The sequence below is a fragment of the Acinetobacter calcoaceticus genome, assembly GCF_051947995.1.
Lineage (GTDB): Bacteria > Pseudomonadota > Gammaproteobacteria > Pseudomonadales > Moraxellaceae > Acinetobacter.
Genome location: NZ_JBLVVH010000001.1, coordinates 194,398 through 213,076, shown reverse-complemented (window position 1 = coordinate 213,076; position 18,679 = coordinate 194,398). Strand labels below are relative to the sequence as shown.

General features: G+C 41.2%; 14 protein-coding genes. 9 read left to right on the top strand and 5 right to left on the bottom strand.

The window, feature by feature from the left end:
- Positions 1–45: 45 nt before the first annotated feature.
- The 4 genes from eutC to exaC form a co-directional block, all read right to left on the bottom strand.
- Entirely contained in the window at positions 46–858 is an 813-nt protein-coding gene (eutC, locus tag ACNQO6_RS01070; protein WP_440207852.1) for an ethanolamine ammonia-lyase subunit EutC, read from the bottom strand.
- A 12-nt stretch (positions 859–870) separates the two neighbouring features.
- The gene (locus tag ACNQO6_RS01065) at positions 871–2,256 is read right to left on the bottom strand and encodes an ethanolamine ammonia-lyase subunit EutB (protein ID WP_440207851.1); all 1,386 of its coding nucleotides are present in this window, start codon (positions 2,254–2,256) and stop codon (positions 871–873) included.
- A 23-nt stretch (positions 2,257–2,279) separates the two neighbouring features.
- Positions 2,280–3,710: an ethanolamine permease gene (gene eat, locus ACNQO6_RS01060; protein WP_440207850.1), complete on the bottom strand. Its 1,431-nt coding sequence runs from the start codon at positions 3,708–3,710 to the stop codon at positions 2,280–2,282.
- Positions 3,711–3,970: 260 nt separating this feature from the next.
- Positions 3,971–5,482, bottom strand: a complete 1,512-nt coding sequence (gene exaC / locus ACNQO6_RS01055) for an acetaldehyde dehydrogenase ExaC (RefSeq protein WP_440207849.1) — start codon at positions 5,480–5,482, stop codon at positions 3,971–3,973.
- A 124-nt stretch (positions 5,483–5,606) separates the two neighbouring features.
- On the opposite strand from exaC, the gene ACNQO6_RS01050 reads away from it, so the two are divergent.
- Positions 5,607–6,785 (top strand): transcriptional regulator, encoded by a 1,179-nt coding sequence (locus tag ACNQO6_RS01050; protein WP_396512942.1) that lies wholly within the window; start codon positions 5,607–5,609, stop codon positions 6,783–6,785.
- A gap of 20 nt (positions 6,786–6,805) precedes the next feature.
- On the opposite strand, the gene ACNQO6_RS01045 is transcribed toward ACNQO6_RS01050, so the two are convergent.
- A complete protein-coding gene (locus ACNQO6_RS01045; RefSeq protein WP_440207848.1) occupies positions 6,806–7,771 on the bottom strand; it encodes an alpha/beta hydrolase in 966 nt (321 codons plus the stop codon).
- Between the two features lie 195 nt (positions 7,772–7,966).
- Here ACNQO6_RS01045 and ACNQO6_RS01040 point away from each other — a divergent pair, with 195 nt between their 5' ends.
- From ACNQO6_RS01040 to ACNQO6_RS01005, 8 genes are all read left to right on the top strand, one after another.
- The gene (locus ACNQO6_RS01040; RefSeq protein WP_005229701.1) at positions 7,967–9,679 is read left to right on the top strand and encodes an AAA family ATPase; all 1,713 of its coding nucleotides are present in this window, start codon (positions 7,967–7,969) and stop codon (positions 9,677–9,679) included.
- Positions 9,680–9,690: 11 nt separating this feature from the next.
- The gene (locus ACNQO6_RS01035) at positions 9,691–10,053 is read left to right on the top strand and encodes a 5-carboxymethyl-2-hydroxymuconate Delta-isomerase (protein ID WP_440207847.1); all 363 of its coding nucleotides are present in this window, start codon (positions 9,691–9,693) and stop codon (positions 10,051–10,053) included.
- Positions 10,054–10,279: 226 nt separating this feature from the next.
- Positions 10,280–13,105 carry a type VI secretion system Vgr family protein gene (locus ACNQO6_RS01030; protein WP_440207846.1) on the top strand — a complete coding sequence of 942 codons (2,826 nt, stop codon included), beginning with the start codon at positions 10,280–10,282 and terminating at the stop codon, positions 13,103–13,105.
- Entirely contained in the window at positions 13,105–14,655 is a 1,551-nt protein-coding gene (locus ACNQO6_RS01025) for a hypothetical protein (protein WP_440207845.1), read from the top strand. Before ACNQO6_RS01030 ends, ACNQO6_RS01025 begins: the two co-directional genes overlap by 1 nt.
- 17 nt (positions 14,656–14,672) lie before the next feature.
- Entirely contained in the window at positions 14,673–15,620 is a 948-nt protein-coding gene (locus ACNQO6_RS01020; RefSeq protein ID WP_440207844.1) for a hypothetical protein, read from the top strand.
- 122 nt (positions 15,621–15,742) lie between these two features.
- Positions 15,743–16,858 carry a hypothetical protein gene (locus tag ACNQO6_RS01015; protein WP_440207843.1) on the top strand — a complete coding sequence of 372 codons (1,116 nt, stop codon included), beginning with the start codon at positions 15,743–15,745 and terminating at the stop codon, positions 16,856–16,858.
- A 49-nt stretch (positions 16,859–16,907) separates the two neighbouring features.
- The gene (locus ACNQO6_RS01010) at positions 16,908–17,750 is read left to right on the top strand and encodes a hypothetical protein (RefSeq protein ID WP_440207842.1); all 843 of its coding nucleotides are present in this window, start codon (positions 16,908–16,910) and stop codon (positions 17,748–17,750) included.
- Positions 17,751–17,769: 19 nt separating this feature from the next.
- A complete protein-coding gene (locus tag ACNQO6_RS01005; protein ID WP_440208060.1) occupies positions 17,770–18,582 on the top strand; it encodes a DUF7738 domain-containing protein in 813 nt (270 codons plus the stop codon).
- The last annotated feature ends 97 nt before the right edge of the window (positions 18,583–18,679 follow it).

Genomic DNA, 18,679 nt, shown 5'->3' with positions numbered 1-18,679 from the left:
TCTCAAGTTACAGCAAGAAGGGCGGATTATTATTTAAAAAGCATGTCAAAATAGTAGCTTACGATTATAAGTATCTTCCATTACAGGGACGACATGCTCATCTTTGAGATCAACGCCAGAACGTCCCAGCTGTCTGGAGTTATGCATCAAAGCCAGTAGGCGTTGTGTTGCAATAGGAATACTTAAACCCGCAGGGCGAATATTTGAAATACAGTTACGCTGTGAATCCAGACAGCCACTATGTGCTTCCCAAGTGTAATAAAGGCCCATACTGTCTGGAGAGCTAAGACCGGGACGTTCCCCGATCAGCATAATGAGCATACGTGCTTGAAAAATTTCGGCAATTTCATCTCCTAAGGCGACGCGACTGCCAGTGGCTATGGCAATAGGAGCTAAAGACCAGCGTTGTTCAGAAAAAGGCTGAATGAGTGCCTGAATAAAAGGTAGTGCATTTTCTTCAATGGCACGCGCAGATAAACCATCACCAATTACAATACAGATATCATAAGACTGGCTATCTGACTTTACTTGCTGAAGTTGCTCAATAGAGTGGTTACAAAGCAAACGCCCCAAATCCGGTCGTTTTAAGTAGAGTTCTTTATGCTCAGCCTGACTTTTTACATGTATTGGATTTAATCCCAGTTGCTGTAGTTGCTCACAAAGTAATTCGACATTTAAGCACTGAAAAACTGCATCTTTGGCTTGCGCATGGCTCAATTGAAAATCGAGTAAGGCACGGGTCGGTATACTGCATCCAGCACGTCCAATCGCGATCCGGGCATTGGTAAACTGTTTTAATGTTTCCCACTGATCTTGATGAGACTGGGCTGGATATTGGATATCTTTTGAAAGTTTCATTTTTGCTCTTCCTTAATGCATGAACAGTTTGGAAAATTGAGCGGGGACTTGCTCTGCCCAATGAATCTGGTGCTGCTGTTGCCTCAAGATTCCTTGTTGTTCTAACCAGTGAGAAAATTCAGGTGCAGGTTTGAGTCCAAGCAGTTGTCTGAGATAAAGTGCATCATGGAAGGAAGTGGTTTGATAATTCAACATGACATCATCTGAACCAGGGATCCCCATAATAAAGTTAATGCCTGCTGTTCCGAATAGGGTTAAAAGTACATCCATATCATTTTGATCAGCATCGGCATGGTTGGTATAACAAATATCGCAGCCCATCGGAACGCCAAGTAATTTGCCACAAAAATGATCTTCTAAGCCTGCACGAATAATCTGTTTACCATCATAAAGATATTCAGGGCCAATAAAGCCGACGACCGTATTCACCAGTAAGGGATTATATTTACGCGCAACGGCGTAGGCTCGCGTCTCGATGGTCTGCTGATCAACGCCATGATGCGCATTGCTGGACAGGGCACTGCCTTGACCGGTTTCAAAATACATCACATTGTGACCTACCGTACCGCGATTTAGCGCAAGTGTCGCCTCATAACCTTCTTGCAACATGGCAAGAGAGATACCAAAACCCTCATTGGCTTTTTGTGTACCTGCAATGGATTGAAACATTAGATCAATCGGGACATTTTTTTCAGCCAGTTGAATACCTGAACTGATATGGGTTAATACACAAGACTGGGTGGGAATTTGATATTCCTGAATGACATGATCGATCAGTTTCAGTAATTCAGATAAATTATGCAGATTATCTGTTGCTGGATTAATCCCGATCACGGCATCACCATTCCCATACATCAGACCATCTAAAATACTGGCGGAAATACCCAATACATCATCGGTTGGATGGTTGGGCTGCAAACGTGTGGATAGGTGACCTTTTAAACCGATGGTATTTCGGAATTGAGTAATAACCTCACATTTGCTTGCGACATAGATGAGATCCTGATTGCGCATGATTTTACTGACAGCGGCTACCATTTCGGGCGTTAAACCAGCAGCAAGCTGTTGCAGTTTTTCGGTCGTTGCATTTTCACTTAATAACCAGTTACGAAAATCGCCCACAGTAAAATGTGCAATCGGGGCAAATAGGTCTGTCCGATGTTCATCCATAATCAGTCGGGTAATCTCATCTGTTTCATAGTCCACAACTGTTTCGTGTAAAAAGTTTTTGAGTGGAACTTCTGCAAGTGTCATTTGTGCAGCAACACGTTCTGTGGCGTCTTGGGCTGCCACACCCGCCAGATGATCACCAGAACGTAAAGGAGTGGCTTTAGCCATCAAGGTTTTCAAGTCGGCAAAATTGTATTGTTGTTGAGCTACGATTTGACGATAGCGCATGTGATTCTCCTTAATCTGCTGATTTATTCCTGTTCATTGCTTTTGAGATGAGCAAACTCTTCCTCTGGTGTACCTTGTATTAAATGATGGCGACTGTAGAACATGAAATAGCCAATAAATAGTACGTAGATTGTAGCCGCAATACACCAGACTTTTGGGTTGACTAGAAAGCCCGCAATCACAGCAATAGCAGCAAGAATTAAAGCAATACCAGAGGTAAAAATGCCACCAGGCGTTTTATAGGGGCGGTGCATAAGTGGACGGGATAGACGCAATTTAATATGCGAAAGCATCATCAGCACGTAGGAGATGGTTGCTCCAAATACAGCAATTAAAATCAGTAAATCACCTTCTTTGGTTAAAGACAGTAAGAAACCAATAATGCCTGGAATAATAATCGCTAAATAAGGGGCTTTATTCTGATTGGTGAGGGAAAGTGAGGTTGGCAAATATCCTGCACGGGATAAGGCAAAGATCTGTCTCGAATAAGCATAGATAATTGAGAAGAAGCTGGCAACCAGTCCTGCCAGTCCTACAAAGTTTACAAAATTGGCGAGCCATGTACCTTGTCCGTAGACTTTCACTAAAGCATCAACCAGTGGTGCACCAGAATGTTGCAAAGCGCTTGCACCAGCAGCACCTGCACCCAAGAATAAAATCAGCATGGCAAAGGCGGTTAAAATTAACATGGCTCCGATTAGCCCGCGAGGTAATGACTTGGCCGGATCTTTGGCTTCTTCGGCCGCAAGAGGCACACCTTCAACGGCCAAGAAAAACCAGATTGCATAGGGAACGGCAGCCCAGATTCCTAAATAACCATAAGGTAGAAACGAACTGGCACCGCGTTGTTGACCTGCCGGAATATCAAACAGGTTATGCATACTAAAATGAGGGAACATGGCAAAAATAAAAACAGCCAAAGCAATTGCAGCAACCAGTGTAATGGCAAAGATAATTTTGAGGGCTTCTCCAGCACCTTTAAGATGAATACCCATAAAAATGAGATAACAGGTCAGATAGACTTGCCAGCCACCAATACCAAATAATGACTCACAATAAGCGCCAATAAAGGTGGCGATTGCAGCAGGAGCAATTGCATATTCGATCAAAATGGCCGTGCCAGTTAAATAGCCCCCTAGAGGCCCAAAAGCCGTACGGGCAAAACTATAACCACCACCCGCAGTTGGCAGCATGGTTGCCATTTCTGACATGGAAAGGCATAAGCATAAATACATAAAGGCGACAATTGTGGTGGCGACAAACATTCCGCCCCAACCGCCTTGGGCGATACCGAAATTCCAGCCGGCAAAATCTCCAGAAATGACATAGGCCACGCCCAGACCAATGAGTAATAACCAGCCTACAGCGCCTTGTTTAAGCTGTCTTTGTGCAAAATAATCCTCAGAAGAGCTTGGGGATGCTGACAATGTAGATGTGTGTTCTTGATTGTTCATATAAAACTCCATGTATTCGATTTATCAGCAAGATGCAAAAGCAATGCCGATATTGCACACCTTGTGCAAATCTTGATTGTGAATATCGATGTTTTAATCTGTTGTCATAGCAATAAAAGGGAAAACACGGTTGTAAAAATGCTTTTTGTCTAAAAAACTGCCAATAATGCTGTGTGAAGTGAATTTTCATTTTAGAAGCCAGCGTAGATTTTTAAAAAGAAACTTACGCTGGCTTGTTACAGATGCCTTGAATATCGGACTTAGAAAAAGCCCATTGCTTTTGTGGAATAACTGACAAGCAAGTTTTTGGTTTGCTGATAATGATCAAGCATCATTTTGTGATTTTCACGGCCAACACCTGACTTTTTATAGCCGCCAAAAGCAGCATGGGCAGGATAGATGTGGTAGCAGTTGGTCCAGACGCGACCAGCTTCAATTGCACGTCCAGCACGATAGGCGGTATGGGTAGAGCGTGACCAAACACCAGCACCTAAACCATACATGGTGTCGTTGGCAATCTGGATCGCTTCATCAAAGTCTTTAAAGGTTGTGACCGACAAGACGGGACCAAAAATCTCTTCCTGAAAGACTTGCATGTTGTTATGGCCTTTAAAGATCGTCGGTTCAATGTAGTAACCATTACCTACTGCTTTACGTTCATGACCACCTAGTAGTACCTCGGCACCTTCCTGTCGACCTGTATCAATACAGCGTAAGATTTTTTGTTGTTGTTCCAGTGAAGCTTGTGCACCCACCATCGTTTCTGTATCAAGCGGGTGTCCCAGCTTAATGCGTTTTACCCGTTCAATCGCTTTTTCCATAAACTGATCTGCAATACTTTCCTGAATCAAGGCACGGGATGGGCAGGTACACACTTCGCCCTGATTCAAGGCAAACATGGCGAAACCTTCCAGAGTTTTATCCAGAAAGTCATCGTCTTGATCCATGACATCAGCAAAGAACAGATTCGGTGATTTTCCGCCGAGCTCGAGCGTCACAGGAATGATGTTCTCTGTTGCATAACGCATGATCAGTTGCCCGACCTGAGTTGAACCTGTGAAAGCAATTTTGGCAATACGTGGACTGGTTGCAAGGGGTTGACCAACCTCAGCGCCATAGCCATTGACGATATTCAGGACTCCCGGCGGGAGTAAATCCTGAATTAACTCTGCCACCAATAAAATCCCAACCGGTGTTTGCTCGGCAGGTTTGATTACGACACAGTTGCCTGCTGCTAAAGCGGGTGCCAGTTTCCAGGCAGCCATGAGGATCGGGAAGTTCCACGGGATGATCTGACCCACTACACCCAGCGGTTCATGAAAATGATAAGCAATGGTGTCTTCATCTATTTCAGAAATACCGCCTTCTTGTGCACGAATACAACCCGCAAAGTAACGAAAATGATCAATGGCTAACGGAATATCCGCTGCAAGTGTTTCGCGGATTGGTTTGCCATTGTCCCAGGTTTCAGCAACAGCCAACATTTCCAGGTGAGCTTCCATTCGGTCTGCAATTTTTAGCAATAAATTAGAACGCGTGGTTGGAGAAGATTTATTCCATTCCTTTTTGGCTTGATGGGCGGCATCAAGTGCCAGTTCAATATCTTCTGCACTTGAACGAGGGATACGTGTAAAACTTTTGCCATCGACAGGGGAAATATTGTCAAAGTACACTCCTTTGACCGGTGCTATCCATTTTCCACCAATAAAGTTTTCATATTGGGCTTTAAATTGTATTTTGGAATCAGGTTGATTAGGATCGATATAGCGCATAAACATATTCCTTTATGTGTAAGTTCATTTGAATAAAGTACCGAGTACGTTATTGAATAAAGATTAAATTGCCCAAGGTTGGGAAAAGGTTGGAACTGCCTGTAAATGGACAAGGAAATTACAAATGTTCACAAAGAAAGAGCTACTTCAGCAAAGGATGCTGGTCGAGCAATGTCGTACCCAAAGTGTTTTAAATCCAAAACATGCGGAGAAACTTGGACAGAGCATTGCGAGTTCATGGGAACGTTCCACGCAAGCCAATATTCCGAAAGAGCGCGATGCTGCGCCTTTACAAGATCAAAGTACTGAAAGTAAAAGTTCGTTGATGCAGGCATTGGAGTATTGCAAAGAAGACTTGAAGCATATTGCAGAACAATCTTCGATGGTGTTGGCTGTTGGAGATGTGGGAAGTACTATTATCTGGACAGCAACTAGCGCGCAAATGCGTAATGCCGCAGAACGGGTGCATTTTGTTGCAGGAGGACAGTGGCAGGAAGAACTGGTTGGAACCAATGCGCTGGCTTTGTCTCTAAAAACCCAGCAATCCAGTTGCGTGTTTTCTAATGAACATTACATGGCTTCCGTACATGACTGGGTTTGTTATGCGGCTCCAGTAGTTGATCCTCACTCCAAACGGATTTTAGGGGTGGTAGATTTATCAACGACCTGGAAAAATCATAATAGTCTGGGGGTGCTGGCTGTTGAGCGATGTGCTTCAATTATTCAAATGGCAATACAAGAGTTACAACAACAATCGCTATATTTAAGAACCTTTTCGGCTCCTCAGGCTTCATTTAATGGTAAAAATCTGCTGCTGACCCCGCGACAGATTGAAATCATGACGATATTAGCGTTGTGTCCGCAGGGGATGAGCCTCGATCACCTGCATCAAGCATTATATGGGGAACGCAAAGTCAGTATCGGAACTTTAAAGGTGGAGATGTCCCATTTGAGAGAGCGATTAGGAAATGCCTTGGGCTCACGACCTTATCAACTGAAAGTTCCAGTCGAAGCGGATTTTCTGCAACTGGAACAAGCACTGGATGCGGGCTATTTAAATACCGCTTTACAATGTTATACAGGTATCTTTCTGGCGAAAACCGAGAGTCCATTTTTGTGTACATGGCGTGACTGCATCGAATCGCGGTTAAGTCATGCGATTTTTCAGGCGCAGGAAAGTGATATTTTATTCAAGCATCTGGCATACAATCCTGAAGCAATTGACGTTGTGGAAAGATTGATGGAATTATTACCTATAGATCATCCTGCAAGGCAGATGCTCAGACGCTATCGTGACTGCTGAGCATCGCAAGGTCAGGGTGATTATTTAAGTTTTTCTGCCAGCCAGCCAAACAGCGCTTGATAAACTTTTTCCCGTACCGGTGGGGCTGAAAGCACAAGGTCATGTAAACCATTGTGAATCGCTAGAGTTTGTACATCACCTTTCATTTTCTTGGCATTCTGTGTCATATCTTTGACATCCAAAATGACATCACTTTGCTGTGCATCAATACCCCATTTTCTCGGATTGTTGGATTGATGTGAGTGCATGATCAAGGTGGGCACACTTAAGCTCACGCCTTGATGAATTTCTTTTTGCGCTTCATGAATCGCCGTCACAAAACTTAAATTCACAAAGGGCATGGTTTTCGGTTTCCAGTCTAAATTGAAATTCCATTCCCCATAGAAATCTTGATGTAAGCTTGGGGTGTACCATGGATTGAGACCACTTGGGAACTTCGCCTTTGGTAGTCGTTTACCAACTTCACTGAGCAAGGGAATACCGAGTTTTTTCTCGATGGTACTTTTGTAGAAATCATAAAAAGGGCTATTGGCCCAAACTGCTTTAATCAGACGGTGATCCGGATAATGTGCCGCATAAAGTGTCGCAATCAAACCGCCAGTCGAATGCCCAGCCAGTACCACCTGTTGATGATTTTCTTGTCCAATGATTTCTAGGGCTTTGCTGATTTCGGCATCGTATTCGCGTAAATCAAGTACATAATAGAATTTCTGATGGGGCAGTCTGGAACGACCGTATTTTCTCAGGTCCAGTGCATAGAAATCATAACCATGCTGGTTAAACTGTTCTGCCATTTCTTTTTGAAAGAAATAATCGGCAAAACCATGAATATATAAAACTGCTTTTTTTGTGGCTTGAGTGGCTTTCTTGCGTACCAGAGTGGCTACAACTTTTCCATCATAATCATCAGCGAAATTCAAGGTTAGCTGCTGATATTCTCCACCTAATATATCTGTTTGATAAGTATAAAGATTTGAAGTAGTCATTTTTATAGATCAAGTCTGAATTCATTAACAATTACCTTAAATGAAAAGCTCTGAATGTCAACGTAAATATACGAGCTCAGCAGTTGATTAATGGAACGTCATTTGGTGCCAGAAGGTGGATGAGTGCCGGATTGCATTTTTATTTTTGCCAAAAAATCGTTAAGCTATGGGCTGTTGTTTTTGACTGAAGAAATTATGAAACAAGAGACTGCACTGAAGTTACTTAAAGCTGGGGAAAATGTTTTTTTAACGGGTTCAGCTGGTGCAGGAAAAACCTATACGCTTAATCAGTACATTCATTATTTAAAAGCACGTAAAGTTCCGGTTGCGATTACCGCATCGACCGGTATTGCTGCAACGCATATGAACGGGATGACAATTCATACCTGGGCGGGTATCGGAATTAAAGATAGCTTGAGTGATGATGATCTCAAGCGAATGAAAGAGCGTAAATATTTAAAAGAGCATTTGGAAAATGCCCAGGTTCTGATTATTGACGAGATTTCCATGTTGCATGCCAAGCAACTGAATCTGGTGAATCAGGTCTTAAAATACTTTAAAGAAAGTGATGAAGCCTTTGGGGGCATTCAGGTGATTGTGGCTGGGGATTTCTTCCAGTTACCGCCTGTGGGCAGAAAAGATGAAAACAATCGTGATAAATTCTGTTTTATGTCCGATGCCTGGGTAGAAGCCAAATTCCGGGTCTGTTATTTAACTGAACAACATCGTCAGGATGACGAGATTCTTAACCAGATTTTGAATGCGATTCGGGCGCAAAGTATTCAGGACAATCATATCTCGGCCTTACATCAGTCACGCCAGCATGATATTGGGGAAACCTTTACCCGGTTGTACACGCATAATATGGATGTAGATAATATTAACTATCAGCATCTCAATGAAATCGACAATGAAAGTCATCAATTTAATGCAGTGCTGGACGGTAATGAAAAGTTAATTGAAACCCTGAAATCATCAGTCCGTGCGCCAGAAGAATTGACCCTTAAAAAACATGCCAAAGTAATGTTTGTCAAAAATAACTTTGATATGGGTTATATCAATGGCAGCTTGGGTGAAGTCATTGGCTTTGAAGAAGATGATAAGCAAGGTATTTTGCCGAAAGTCAAATTGACTGATGGCACCACTTTTCTGGTTGAACCGGAAACATGGTCAATTGAAAATGAAGCAGGAAAGGTGATTGCCAGTTATCAGCAGATTCCTTTACGTCTGGCTTGGGCCATTACTATTCATAAAAGCCAAGGCATGACACTGGAAGCGGCAGAAATCAATTTAAGCCATACCTTTGAGAAAGGTCAGGGCTATGTGGCTTTATCCCGTTTGAAGTCACTGACAGGATTGAAATTATTGGGCTTTAATGAGCAGGCACTGGAACTGGATAGCCTGGCCATTAAAGCCGATCGCCGTTTTCAGGAACTGTCTGCCGAAGCGGAAGCCAACTTTGAAAATATTGATCTCACGACCCAGCACAATGCCTTTATTCGTCATTGTGGCGGTACGCTGAATGCGACTGAAATCGCACGCAATGAGAAGAAAATTGCCAAAGGTGGTAAGCAGAACTACGCTGCAGCGACGTTAGATGAAACCCGTGCTTTATTCGAAGGCGGTTATGAAATTGAAGATATTGCCCATGAGCGTGGTTTAACGCCTGCCACGATTATCAATCATCTGGCGCGACTGCATAAGGAGCAGGGGCTGGATATTTCGGTGGCCAATCCTGGTGATGAAGTGGTTGAAGAAGTGCGCAAGATTTATAAACGCTTGCATAAGCGTAAAAATCCGGAACATTTTACCGATGATGGTGCAATCAAGTTGCGTCCCATCGTGGAAGCCACCAGCCCGCGTATGGCCTATGATCAGGTTCGTCTGGCTTTACTGTTTATTGAATAGGACAATCAAACATGCCTCATCTCGTTGCCAATTATTCAGCCAATCTGATCGAACTGGATCAGCACACATTGCTTAGCAGTGTCAATTCGGCATTGATTGCAACCCATCTGTTTAGCCCGAATGATGTAAAGTCGCGTATTTTTAAAGATGAGGCCTTTTTGATTGGGATGGGCGAAACGCAAGATGCCTATATTCATTTAAAGCTGTATTTGCTTAGCGGTAGAACGGCGGCACAAAAGCAGGATTTAGGCAGCGTCTTATTGGCGATACTGAAACAAAAAAACTATCTGCCGGTAGAGAATCAATTACCGCTACAGCTATGTGTGGAAGTAATTGATATGCCAAGCGAATATTATTTTAAGGCAAGCATTTAATTTTATCTGAATCAACTGCACTTGAGTGCAGAGGTGAAGTTGATTCGTTTTTAGATAAAAAATTCCTGATTTTTAGACTACTCCGTACAGTGAGCTATGTTTTTATTTTCTCAGATGATTTTGTTCATGTGCAGAAAAGCTGGTAAGTGCGTAACATTAAAAATATAGACAAGTATGTATGCTGTTTATAAAATGCGCGAAATTTTATTAAATAATCTATAAAAAGATGCTGAAAAATATCTTTCAAGCTTTAGAGAATTTAGGGCTGAGCGCGCAAAAACGTGTGATCCATGTTCAGTTCTCCAACTCATCTTTAAATGATCAAGTATTTTTACAATATGTAGAAGGCACTCATCAGCTTAATCAGGGTATTGAGCTTCAATTGCTCTGTCTTTCGACCAGTGCTGTTATTCCATTAAAAAGCTTTATTGGCAGTCAGGTTGCCATTGATATTGTGACTGATCGGGCTGAACTAAACCGTATCACCGGTATCGTGACTCAGGCTGATGTTGGTGCGAGCGATGGTTCGCTCACCTTGTATAAACTCGGCGTACAAGACCCGACAGCTTTATGGAAGCATCGACGTAATAGCCGTGTGTTTATGGCCAAATCAGTTCCAGATGTCATTCAGACCATCTTTAAGGAATGGCAGTCTAAAAGTCCGTTATTTGCAGCCAGTTTGACTCTGGATGTCAGCGGACTTAGCAAAGACTATGATGTCCGTCCTTTTATTATGCAGAGTAATGAAAGCGATTATGACTTTCTGACCCGTTTGATGCGGAGTGAAGGGATCAACTGGTTGATTGATGAAGCCCAGTTAAAAGTTGCCAGCTCAAGTGAGCAGATTCAGGCCCAGAAACTCAGACTGATTGATGATAATACTCAATATAACGCTTTGGATCGCCGTCATATCCGTTTTCATCGCAGTAGCGCCACGGAAACACAGGACAGTATCACCGCATTCGTCGCCCAGCGTACATTACAACCTGGCGCGGTCCATGTACAGTGTTGGCAGGCCGATGCTTTGGAACAGGAAGAAGGTGCGGGTAGTGTTCAGAGCAAGCATCAACATAGTGACCAGCATGATAACCACCAACTGGCGCTGGAACAGGCATGGCATTTTTCACCGGCCTGGATTCAGGACCTGAATGGTGAAGATGGCACCACCAAAGCAGGCAATGCCCAGATCGAAAAACTGAATCAGAATTTAGGACAATACTACGATGCTCAGGCCAAGCAGTTTGTTGCAAATTCGACAGTTCGGGATGCGCAGGTCGGTTACTGGTTTGAATTGAATGAACATCCTGAAATTGATCAGCATCAGGGCGCAGACAAAGAATTTTTAATTACCTCAAAACGCTTTTATAACCAGAATAATTTACCCAAGGACTTGACGGATCAGGTTCATGCCTTACTTCAGCACAGTCATTGGCCGTTAAAAGGCTTGAGCGCAGCACAGGCCGACGAACGCCAGGCGAATCAGCTGACGTTACAACGCCGTAATATGGCATTGGTACCAGAATATAACCCTTTGCTGCATCGACCAGCAGCGCATCCACAACGTGCTCGCGTGGTGGGGCCGAGTGGCGAGGAAATCCATGTCGATGAATGGGGACGCATTAAAGTCCGCTTCCTGTTTACCCGTGCAGAGGACCATAGCCATGATGGTGGCGCGGGGGCCAATGACAACGATACCGATTCTGCCTGGATCGATGTACTGACGCCGTGGGCAGGTGAGGGCTACGGCGCACGTTTCTTGCCCCGTATCGGTGAGATTGTGGTGATCAACTTCTTTGATGGCAATATTGATCGTCCCTATGTGGTGGGGAGGATTCATGAAGCACAACGGAGTCCAACCAGGTTTGACGATGTCGGCAAGCTGCCGGATACCAAGAAATTGGCAGGGATTAAATCTAAAGAATACCAAGGCGAAGGCTTTAACCAGTTACGTTTTGATGACACCACAGGTCAAATCAGCGCGCAACTACAAAGCAGTTATGCTGCCAGCCAACTGAATCTCGGTAAACTGAGCCATCCAAAGGACAAGGCTGAAAGTGAAGACCGTGGTGAAGGCTTTGAACTGCGGACCGATCAATGGGGGGCTGTGCGTGCAGGGCAAGGTTTGTTGCTGAGTACGCAGAAACAGGATCAGGCCCAAGGCGAACACCTCGATGCGCAGCCAGCCAAACAGCAGCTTGAAGGTAATCAAAGTAATGCCAAAGCCTTAAGCGAGGTTGCCAAGAACCAACAGACCGACGAAATTGAATCGGTTGAACAATTGAAAGCATTTGCTGAACAGATTGAAGCAAAAATTGCCAGATTTAATAAAGCTTTAATGCTACTGAGTTCACCGGCGGGGATTGGCCTGAGTACCAATGAAGATATTCATCTTTCAGCAGATGGACAGATTAATCAGCTGGCAGGCGATAGCATTAACTTGAGTACGCAAAAGAACCTGATTACGCATGCGCAAAATCGAATTAGTCTGTTTGCGGCACAGAATGGGATCAAGCAGGTCGCTGCCAAAGGTAAATTTGAAGCGCATGCCCAATCGGATGGTATGGATTTACTGGCAAAGCAAGGCATCCAGATTATCTCGACCGAAGATCGTATAGAAATCACCAGTCCAAAAGAAATTGTAATTACAGCGGGTGGTTCTCAAATCAAGCTGAATGGCTCAGGGATTTTTCCGACCACGGGTGGCAAGTTTGAGGTGAAGGCGGGGCAGCATTTGTTTATGGGTGGGGCACAAGTGAGTGTACAATTACCAGCTTTGCCTAAATTTGATAATAAAAATTGGATTGCTTTAGAACATCTAGATGTAGATCGCCAACCATTTGCAAATTTGGGTTATAAAATCTTTTTTGAAAATAATCAGGTTATTGAAGGAAGGTTAGATGAGCATGGTAAAGCTCATCATGACAATGTTCCAGAGAAAGCAATTAGAGTTGAGTATGAGCAACCTAAAATGGAAGAAGATAAGCCTTGGGATCAGTTTGATACAGTCATGGCAGAATTAGACAAGATTGATAAGAATAAGGGGCAATTTTAATGCCGGATTTTTTACCATCTAAGAAAGAGCTAACTAATGCTCTAGCGTGGTTCACAGCCCCAGTAAATGATGCAATTAAGAAAGGGAAAGAAACTGCAGCTGATATCGCAGAGTGGCTTTGGGTTGTGTTACAAGGAGACTTTGCAGAGGATCAAACAACTGCACAAATTGTCACTGGTACAGTGATTTCAATGATCCCTTTTGTAGATCAGATTTGTGATGTTCGGGATATTTGTGCGAATGCGACAAAGATTAAAGAAGACAGTAATAATCCGTGGGCATGGGTTGGGCTGATTCTAACACTAATTGGCTTATTTCCAGTGTTGGGTTCATTATTTAAAGGGGTTTTCAAAGTTATTTTGGCTCCTATTAGACGCTTTATGCTTAAGCCTGCAACCAAAGGTTTAAAGTTTACGGGTGGAAATATATATAAGTTTGCTGAACCTGCGATTGAAAGTGGAATTACAGAGTTAAATAAATTTCTTGCACGCCCTGCGGTAAAAAAGGCCATTAAAAACGCAAAGATTACCAATATTTATAAAGCAACAGCGAGCAAAATTCGAGAAGTTAAAGGTATGTTGACCAAGCAGGCTTTGTTGGGCGTGTTTGATAAACTTGTAGGATATTTAAGAGATACGGTTAAATTTATTGATAAATACGCAAGTAAGGCGATTGGTGCAAAAGCACGACAAATGTTGCAAACCGTAATTGATGTCCGTAACTTGGCGAATCAAAAACTTGGCGAGTTTTTAAAACCTGTACAAGACTTTTTGGAAAGATTGGCGGTTAGAATCGAGAAAGAGAGTGATCAGGCTTTTAAAGCGACGACTAATGTTAGAAATGTGACCCAATTTAGAAGATTGGGTGATGACGAAGAACTTAAAGCATTTCGTAAGCAAAAGCCAAATTGGGTTCATCTAACTCCAGAAAATGGGCGATTACCTTTTCCTCAAGCTAGAAAAGACCCCAAAACAGCAACTACAGCATTCCATCCTAGTTTAGGAAATGTGCAACCTGCATTGAAAAATCCTAAACTAACACACCCTTTAAAAGGAAAATTTGATACTTTTGCTCAAGGTCCAAAGGGAGAGAAATTAATTAAAGCACAAATATTTAATGAAGGTGATATTTTAGTGCGTGTATTAGCGCCAGGTAGTTTTGACAATAGTATTTGTTGGATGCGTAAGTCCGAGTTTGAAAAGCTAAAAAGCCGTGAAGAGTGGCGTGATAAATTTGCAGTTTGGGCGAGTTGGAATGCTAATGGAGAATATCTTGAATATACAGTCCCTAAAGGTAAAAAGTTATATGCTTGGGAAGGTCCTGCTGCCTCACAAGAGCTTGGTGAGTTTTATTTAAAAGGTGGAGGTATTCAGATTGTACTAGATCCCAATGACTTGGTTACTTCCGGACTAAGCAAACGAAAATTGACAGGTTGGGGTTATGGTACGGACACAGAAATTGGTGATTTTTCAATGGTTGGGGTCCCTACTTTAGCTACAAATTTGGGTGATTATAGCTTAGCTGCTAAATTAGAATATAAACCAAGATAAACAAGATAGAGAAGATCATGAATTACGAAGTAAATCCTAAAGCTGCATATTTATTAGAACAATTTAGCTCGTTAGAATTTTTTGAGACTATGCGAAATAACTATGGTTTTTTTTTAGATAGTTTAGAAGAACTATTTGAAATCTATATGCATAATTTACCATATAATTTACGAAGTTTACCCTATCCAGAACAAGCAGATATTCAATGGGGTGGGACTGTTTTGCCTAATTTAAGAAATACGATGGATCGTATAGAGTCTGCGTACGCAAAAATAAAAACAGGTGATTTTACTTATTTACGTTGTACTGGAGAAATACGCTCTAATGATAAAGGTTTGAGTGAGTTTTCTCCACATTGGATGGATGATTTACCTACAGATAAAGTAAAACAATGTTGGGATTATTATTCAATTGCCAAAAGCTATGCTTCAATTATTTCAAATACTTATCCAACCTATTGGAATATTGATGAGCTTGTTTTTGATTATCCTGAAGCTGATATATTTCATGAAATCAATCTAGTTTTACCTGACTCTTATCCAATTTATAGAATAAATCCAGAAATAATAGTTAAATCTAATGAGAACGTTGGGAAAACAGGTATCTATATTTGTGAAGAAGATAGAAACAGAATTGAGTTTATGGCAGCAAGTGAGGAGGAAGGTAGAGGAGTAGGAAGTGTTATAGCTACTGGAATGGATCCTGAAACATTTGAGACTTTCTATGGCGATTGTACTTGGGTGCTAGTTGAACGCATTGCAGATGAAGGTGGTTCATCTGAGACAATTCAAGCTGAAAGCTTAAAAGGTTTTGCTGGTCAGACTTGTCAACGGACAGGTAATTGGTGGAGTCCTGCAAATCAATTGCAATCCCGTTATTTTGAACAGGGAGAGGTATTCCCTGAGGTTGAAAATAATAGTTGGGGAGAGACGATTTGGTATTTAGAAGTGACGAATAAGAAATAATTTATGTATACAAGATTAGATTGTCAAAATAATGATAAAGTTTTGATGAAGGTAAAATTCTACCTGAGATCAAATCTGATTGGAATGAGGGGTTTTGGTAGTTTGATAGTGATGACTAGCTTATGCTAAGAAGCTGTTCTAAATTGACTCGTTTTCAAAAGCAATCAATTGCTTTGTTATATTATTTTACTTCACGGCCTTATTTGGAAATGTTGCTGACCAAACTGGAAGATTTGATTCAGTATACTGGTGGTGTAATTGATTTGGCTGATCAGCAGTATCGTGACCGTGTTCTATTGCAAGAAGGTTGGGGAATGGGTGATACCTCAGCCAATTGGAGTACCTATGCTTACTCATCTTTACTCGATTTTAGAATAGGGTTAATTAGAATAATTGAAGAAACAAAATTAGATGAATATGGTTGGACACCTGCATATAATACAGCACGTATGTTGGGTGAGTTTCGACCTAATTGGATGTCAGAAGAAGAAGCTGATTTTAAAATGCGCTTTGATGAATTATATAGATTATGTAGTTATTATGATTCTTGTGTTAAGCCTCCAAGATCATGGACTTTATATAGTTTATTTGAAGTGATTAAAGAGCTTGGAATTTTTGATCATAAAGTCCCAAAGCTTAGAGTTCATACAGATATACGTATAAATAGTGGGGAATCTATTTATAGGACGGGCGTTTATATCCCTGTAGGCGATCAATTGGGTACACCACAATTTGCTTGGACTTACCGTGATGAAAATGGTTTTGAGGGTGGGCAATTGGAAGAATGTGAAACATTAAATGCTTTAGGTAAGAAGTTATTTTCTAAGTTTAATGAATATATAGCATGGACTCCATCTGAAGAACTAAGAACATTCGCAATTGAAAATATTAAAAAGAAGAAAATAGATGACGATTTTGGTTATGTAAAGTTTGATTATGACACCCAATTAAGATTAGCCCCAGAGTTGATTGCAAGAAATGCATTTACTGGCTTTGACTGTAGTTGGTACTTTGTTGAATTGGTTGATGGTGAGTTTGAGGATATTGGTGGAGAGGAGATAGATTTTTTTGCTACACCTGATTTAAAAGTTATAGGTGGCGAGCTATGCCCAAGAACAGGTTATTGGATTTTATCTAGCCAAAAGGAGAAGCGTTTGTATTTTACTAAGGGAACATTAATTCCGAAATATAATAAAGACTGGGGTGAGGAATATTGGATCTTTGATGGTGAAGACTAACTAATATGCCCTTCGGGGCATTTAAAATTTTGAGATTTATATAATTAAAATGACTGATTTAAAGAAGCTAGAGTTATTCCCTCAAGAGATCTATGCAATTGAACAATTTATTTCATATAACTATTACTATGAAACGGTAAAGTTATGGGAGGAGTTGATTCAATATGCTGAAGAACTATTAGATGAATATAGTGCTCATTTAGCACCCGATCATCGTGCCCACCATCCATCTCATCAAGCCGATTATGTTTGGGGAACCATCGTACTACCAAATTTTAAAGGCGTCCTCCATCATTTAGTTGATGGCTTGGATGACTTAAAAGAAGGTTTTTTGCCTATCTTAAGAAGAATGAGCAGCATTAATAATGCTGCAATCGCACAGGGTAGAGATTATCCCTATGACTGGATGGAAAAAGTAGAAAAAGGAGCTGTTGAAAAATATGAAGCTAAAGAAAAAATTGTTCTAACTCGAGCAACGAATATCTATATTGCTAGTGATTATTATACAGCTCAATGGGATTATAAAGATCTATTAGAAGATGGGTATGTTGTGGGGATAGATTTTCCAGAGTATTTACCTAAATATCAGCTCAATACGAATATTATGGTTAAAACTGGTGAGCCGATCATGGTGACAGGGATTTATCGTTCAATTGAGCCATACTCTGCTTGTAATTTTATGATAAAAGAAGAAAAAATGTCAGCCAAGCATCCTGAAGACTGGAAATTAGCTCCTAAAGTTTTCAGCTTTAAAACGAATCCAGATCTTTTTACAACGCCAGATACAATTGAAAACCCAATAAGAGTTGAAACGACATGGATACTGGTGGAAAAAGTAGTTGGGGATGGTGATAGCAATTTGGCATTTAGTAAAGAGAAACTTTCTCAATAAACTTCATCACTGGTATAAAATGACAGATTACGCTAAAAAGATTCTATTAGGCTTTTTACCTATTATTTTATGTATCAGTTGCAGCAATGGTCAGCCAACTGCCCAGACAGATTCTGATACTGAAGGATTTGTAAAAAAATTAAATCCACAATATCGGTTTAAGGTGCATGGTTGTGCAATTAATTATAATGGTACAGATCTCTATATGAACTCTGGTGTTGAGCCTTGGCTCAAGGCATTAGGAAAAAATTATAGAAAAGTAGATAGTACGGATGGAGCGAACTTAACCAATTTATATATTTATGATGATATAGGGGTCCGATTGGTTGAGAGAAAAAATGATAAGCAAATCGATAGTTTGCGTTTCCGTTTAGAAAGACCTGAGCATGATATAAAGAAAGAAACCGATGCAGAAATAGAAGAAGAGTTGAAGAAACCTGATACAGAGCAAGTGAGAAGTATCTTTAAAGATGCGATTGATGTAGATAGTGTACTTGTTGGTGCTTATCCAATGCATGATGAAATTAGAACTAAATTTCATTCGAAAACACGGGTCAGCTATAACTTAACCATGAGTTGTGAAGATAATCAAAAAGGTGAGCCATTTGGGATTGAGTTAAGTACGAGCTTTAATGATCCGGAAGTAATTGATCATATGTATTTTTATAATTACTTAGATTCGATGAGTGAAGAGCAAAAAAAACAGTTATATAGAAGAAAAGATGAAACTGGTAAGGAGGTGTGTGACGAATATTTTGATGTAAAAGCTATGAAGGTTGTCCCAAGATACTGTACGCCAGAAGAATTGGAAGAGGAAAAGAATAAGAAATAGTTTTAAGAAAATGACGTGTTCTTGGCAAAACTTTTTTGTGATTCAATTCAAATAGATTGTTTTTTATCTCTGGGTAACCTGATATTTGAACTTATTT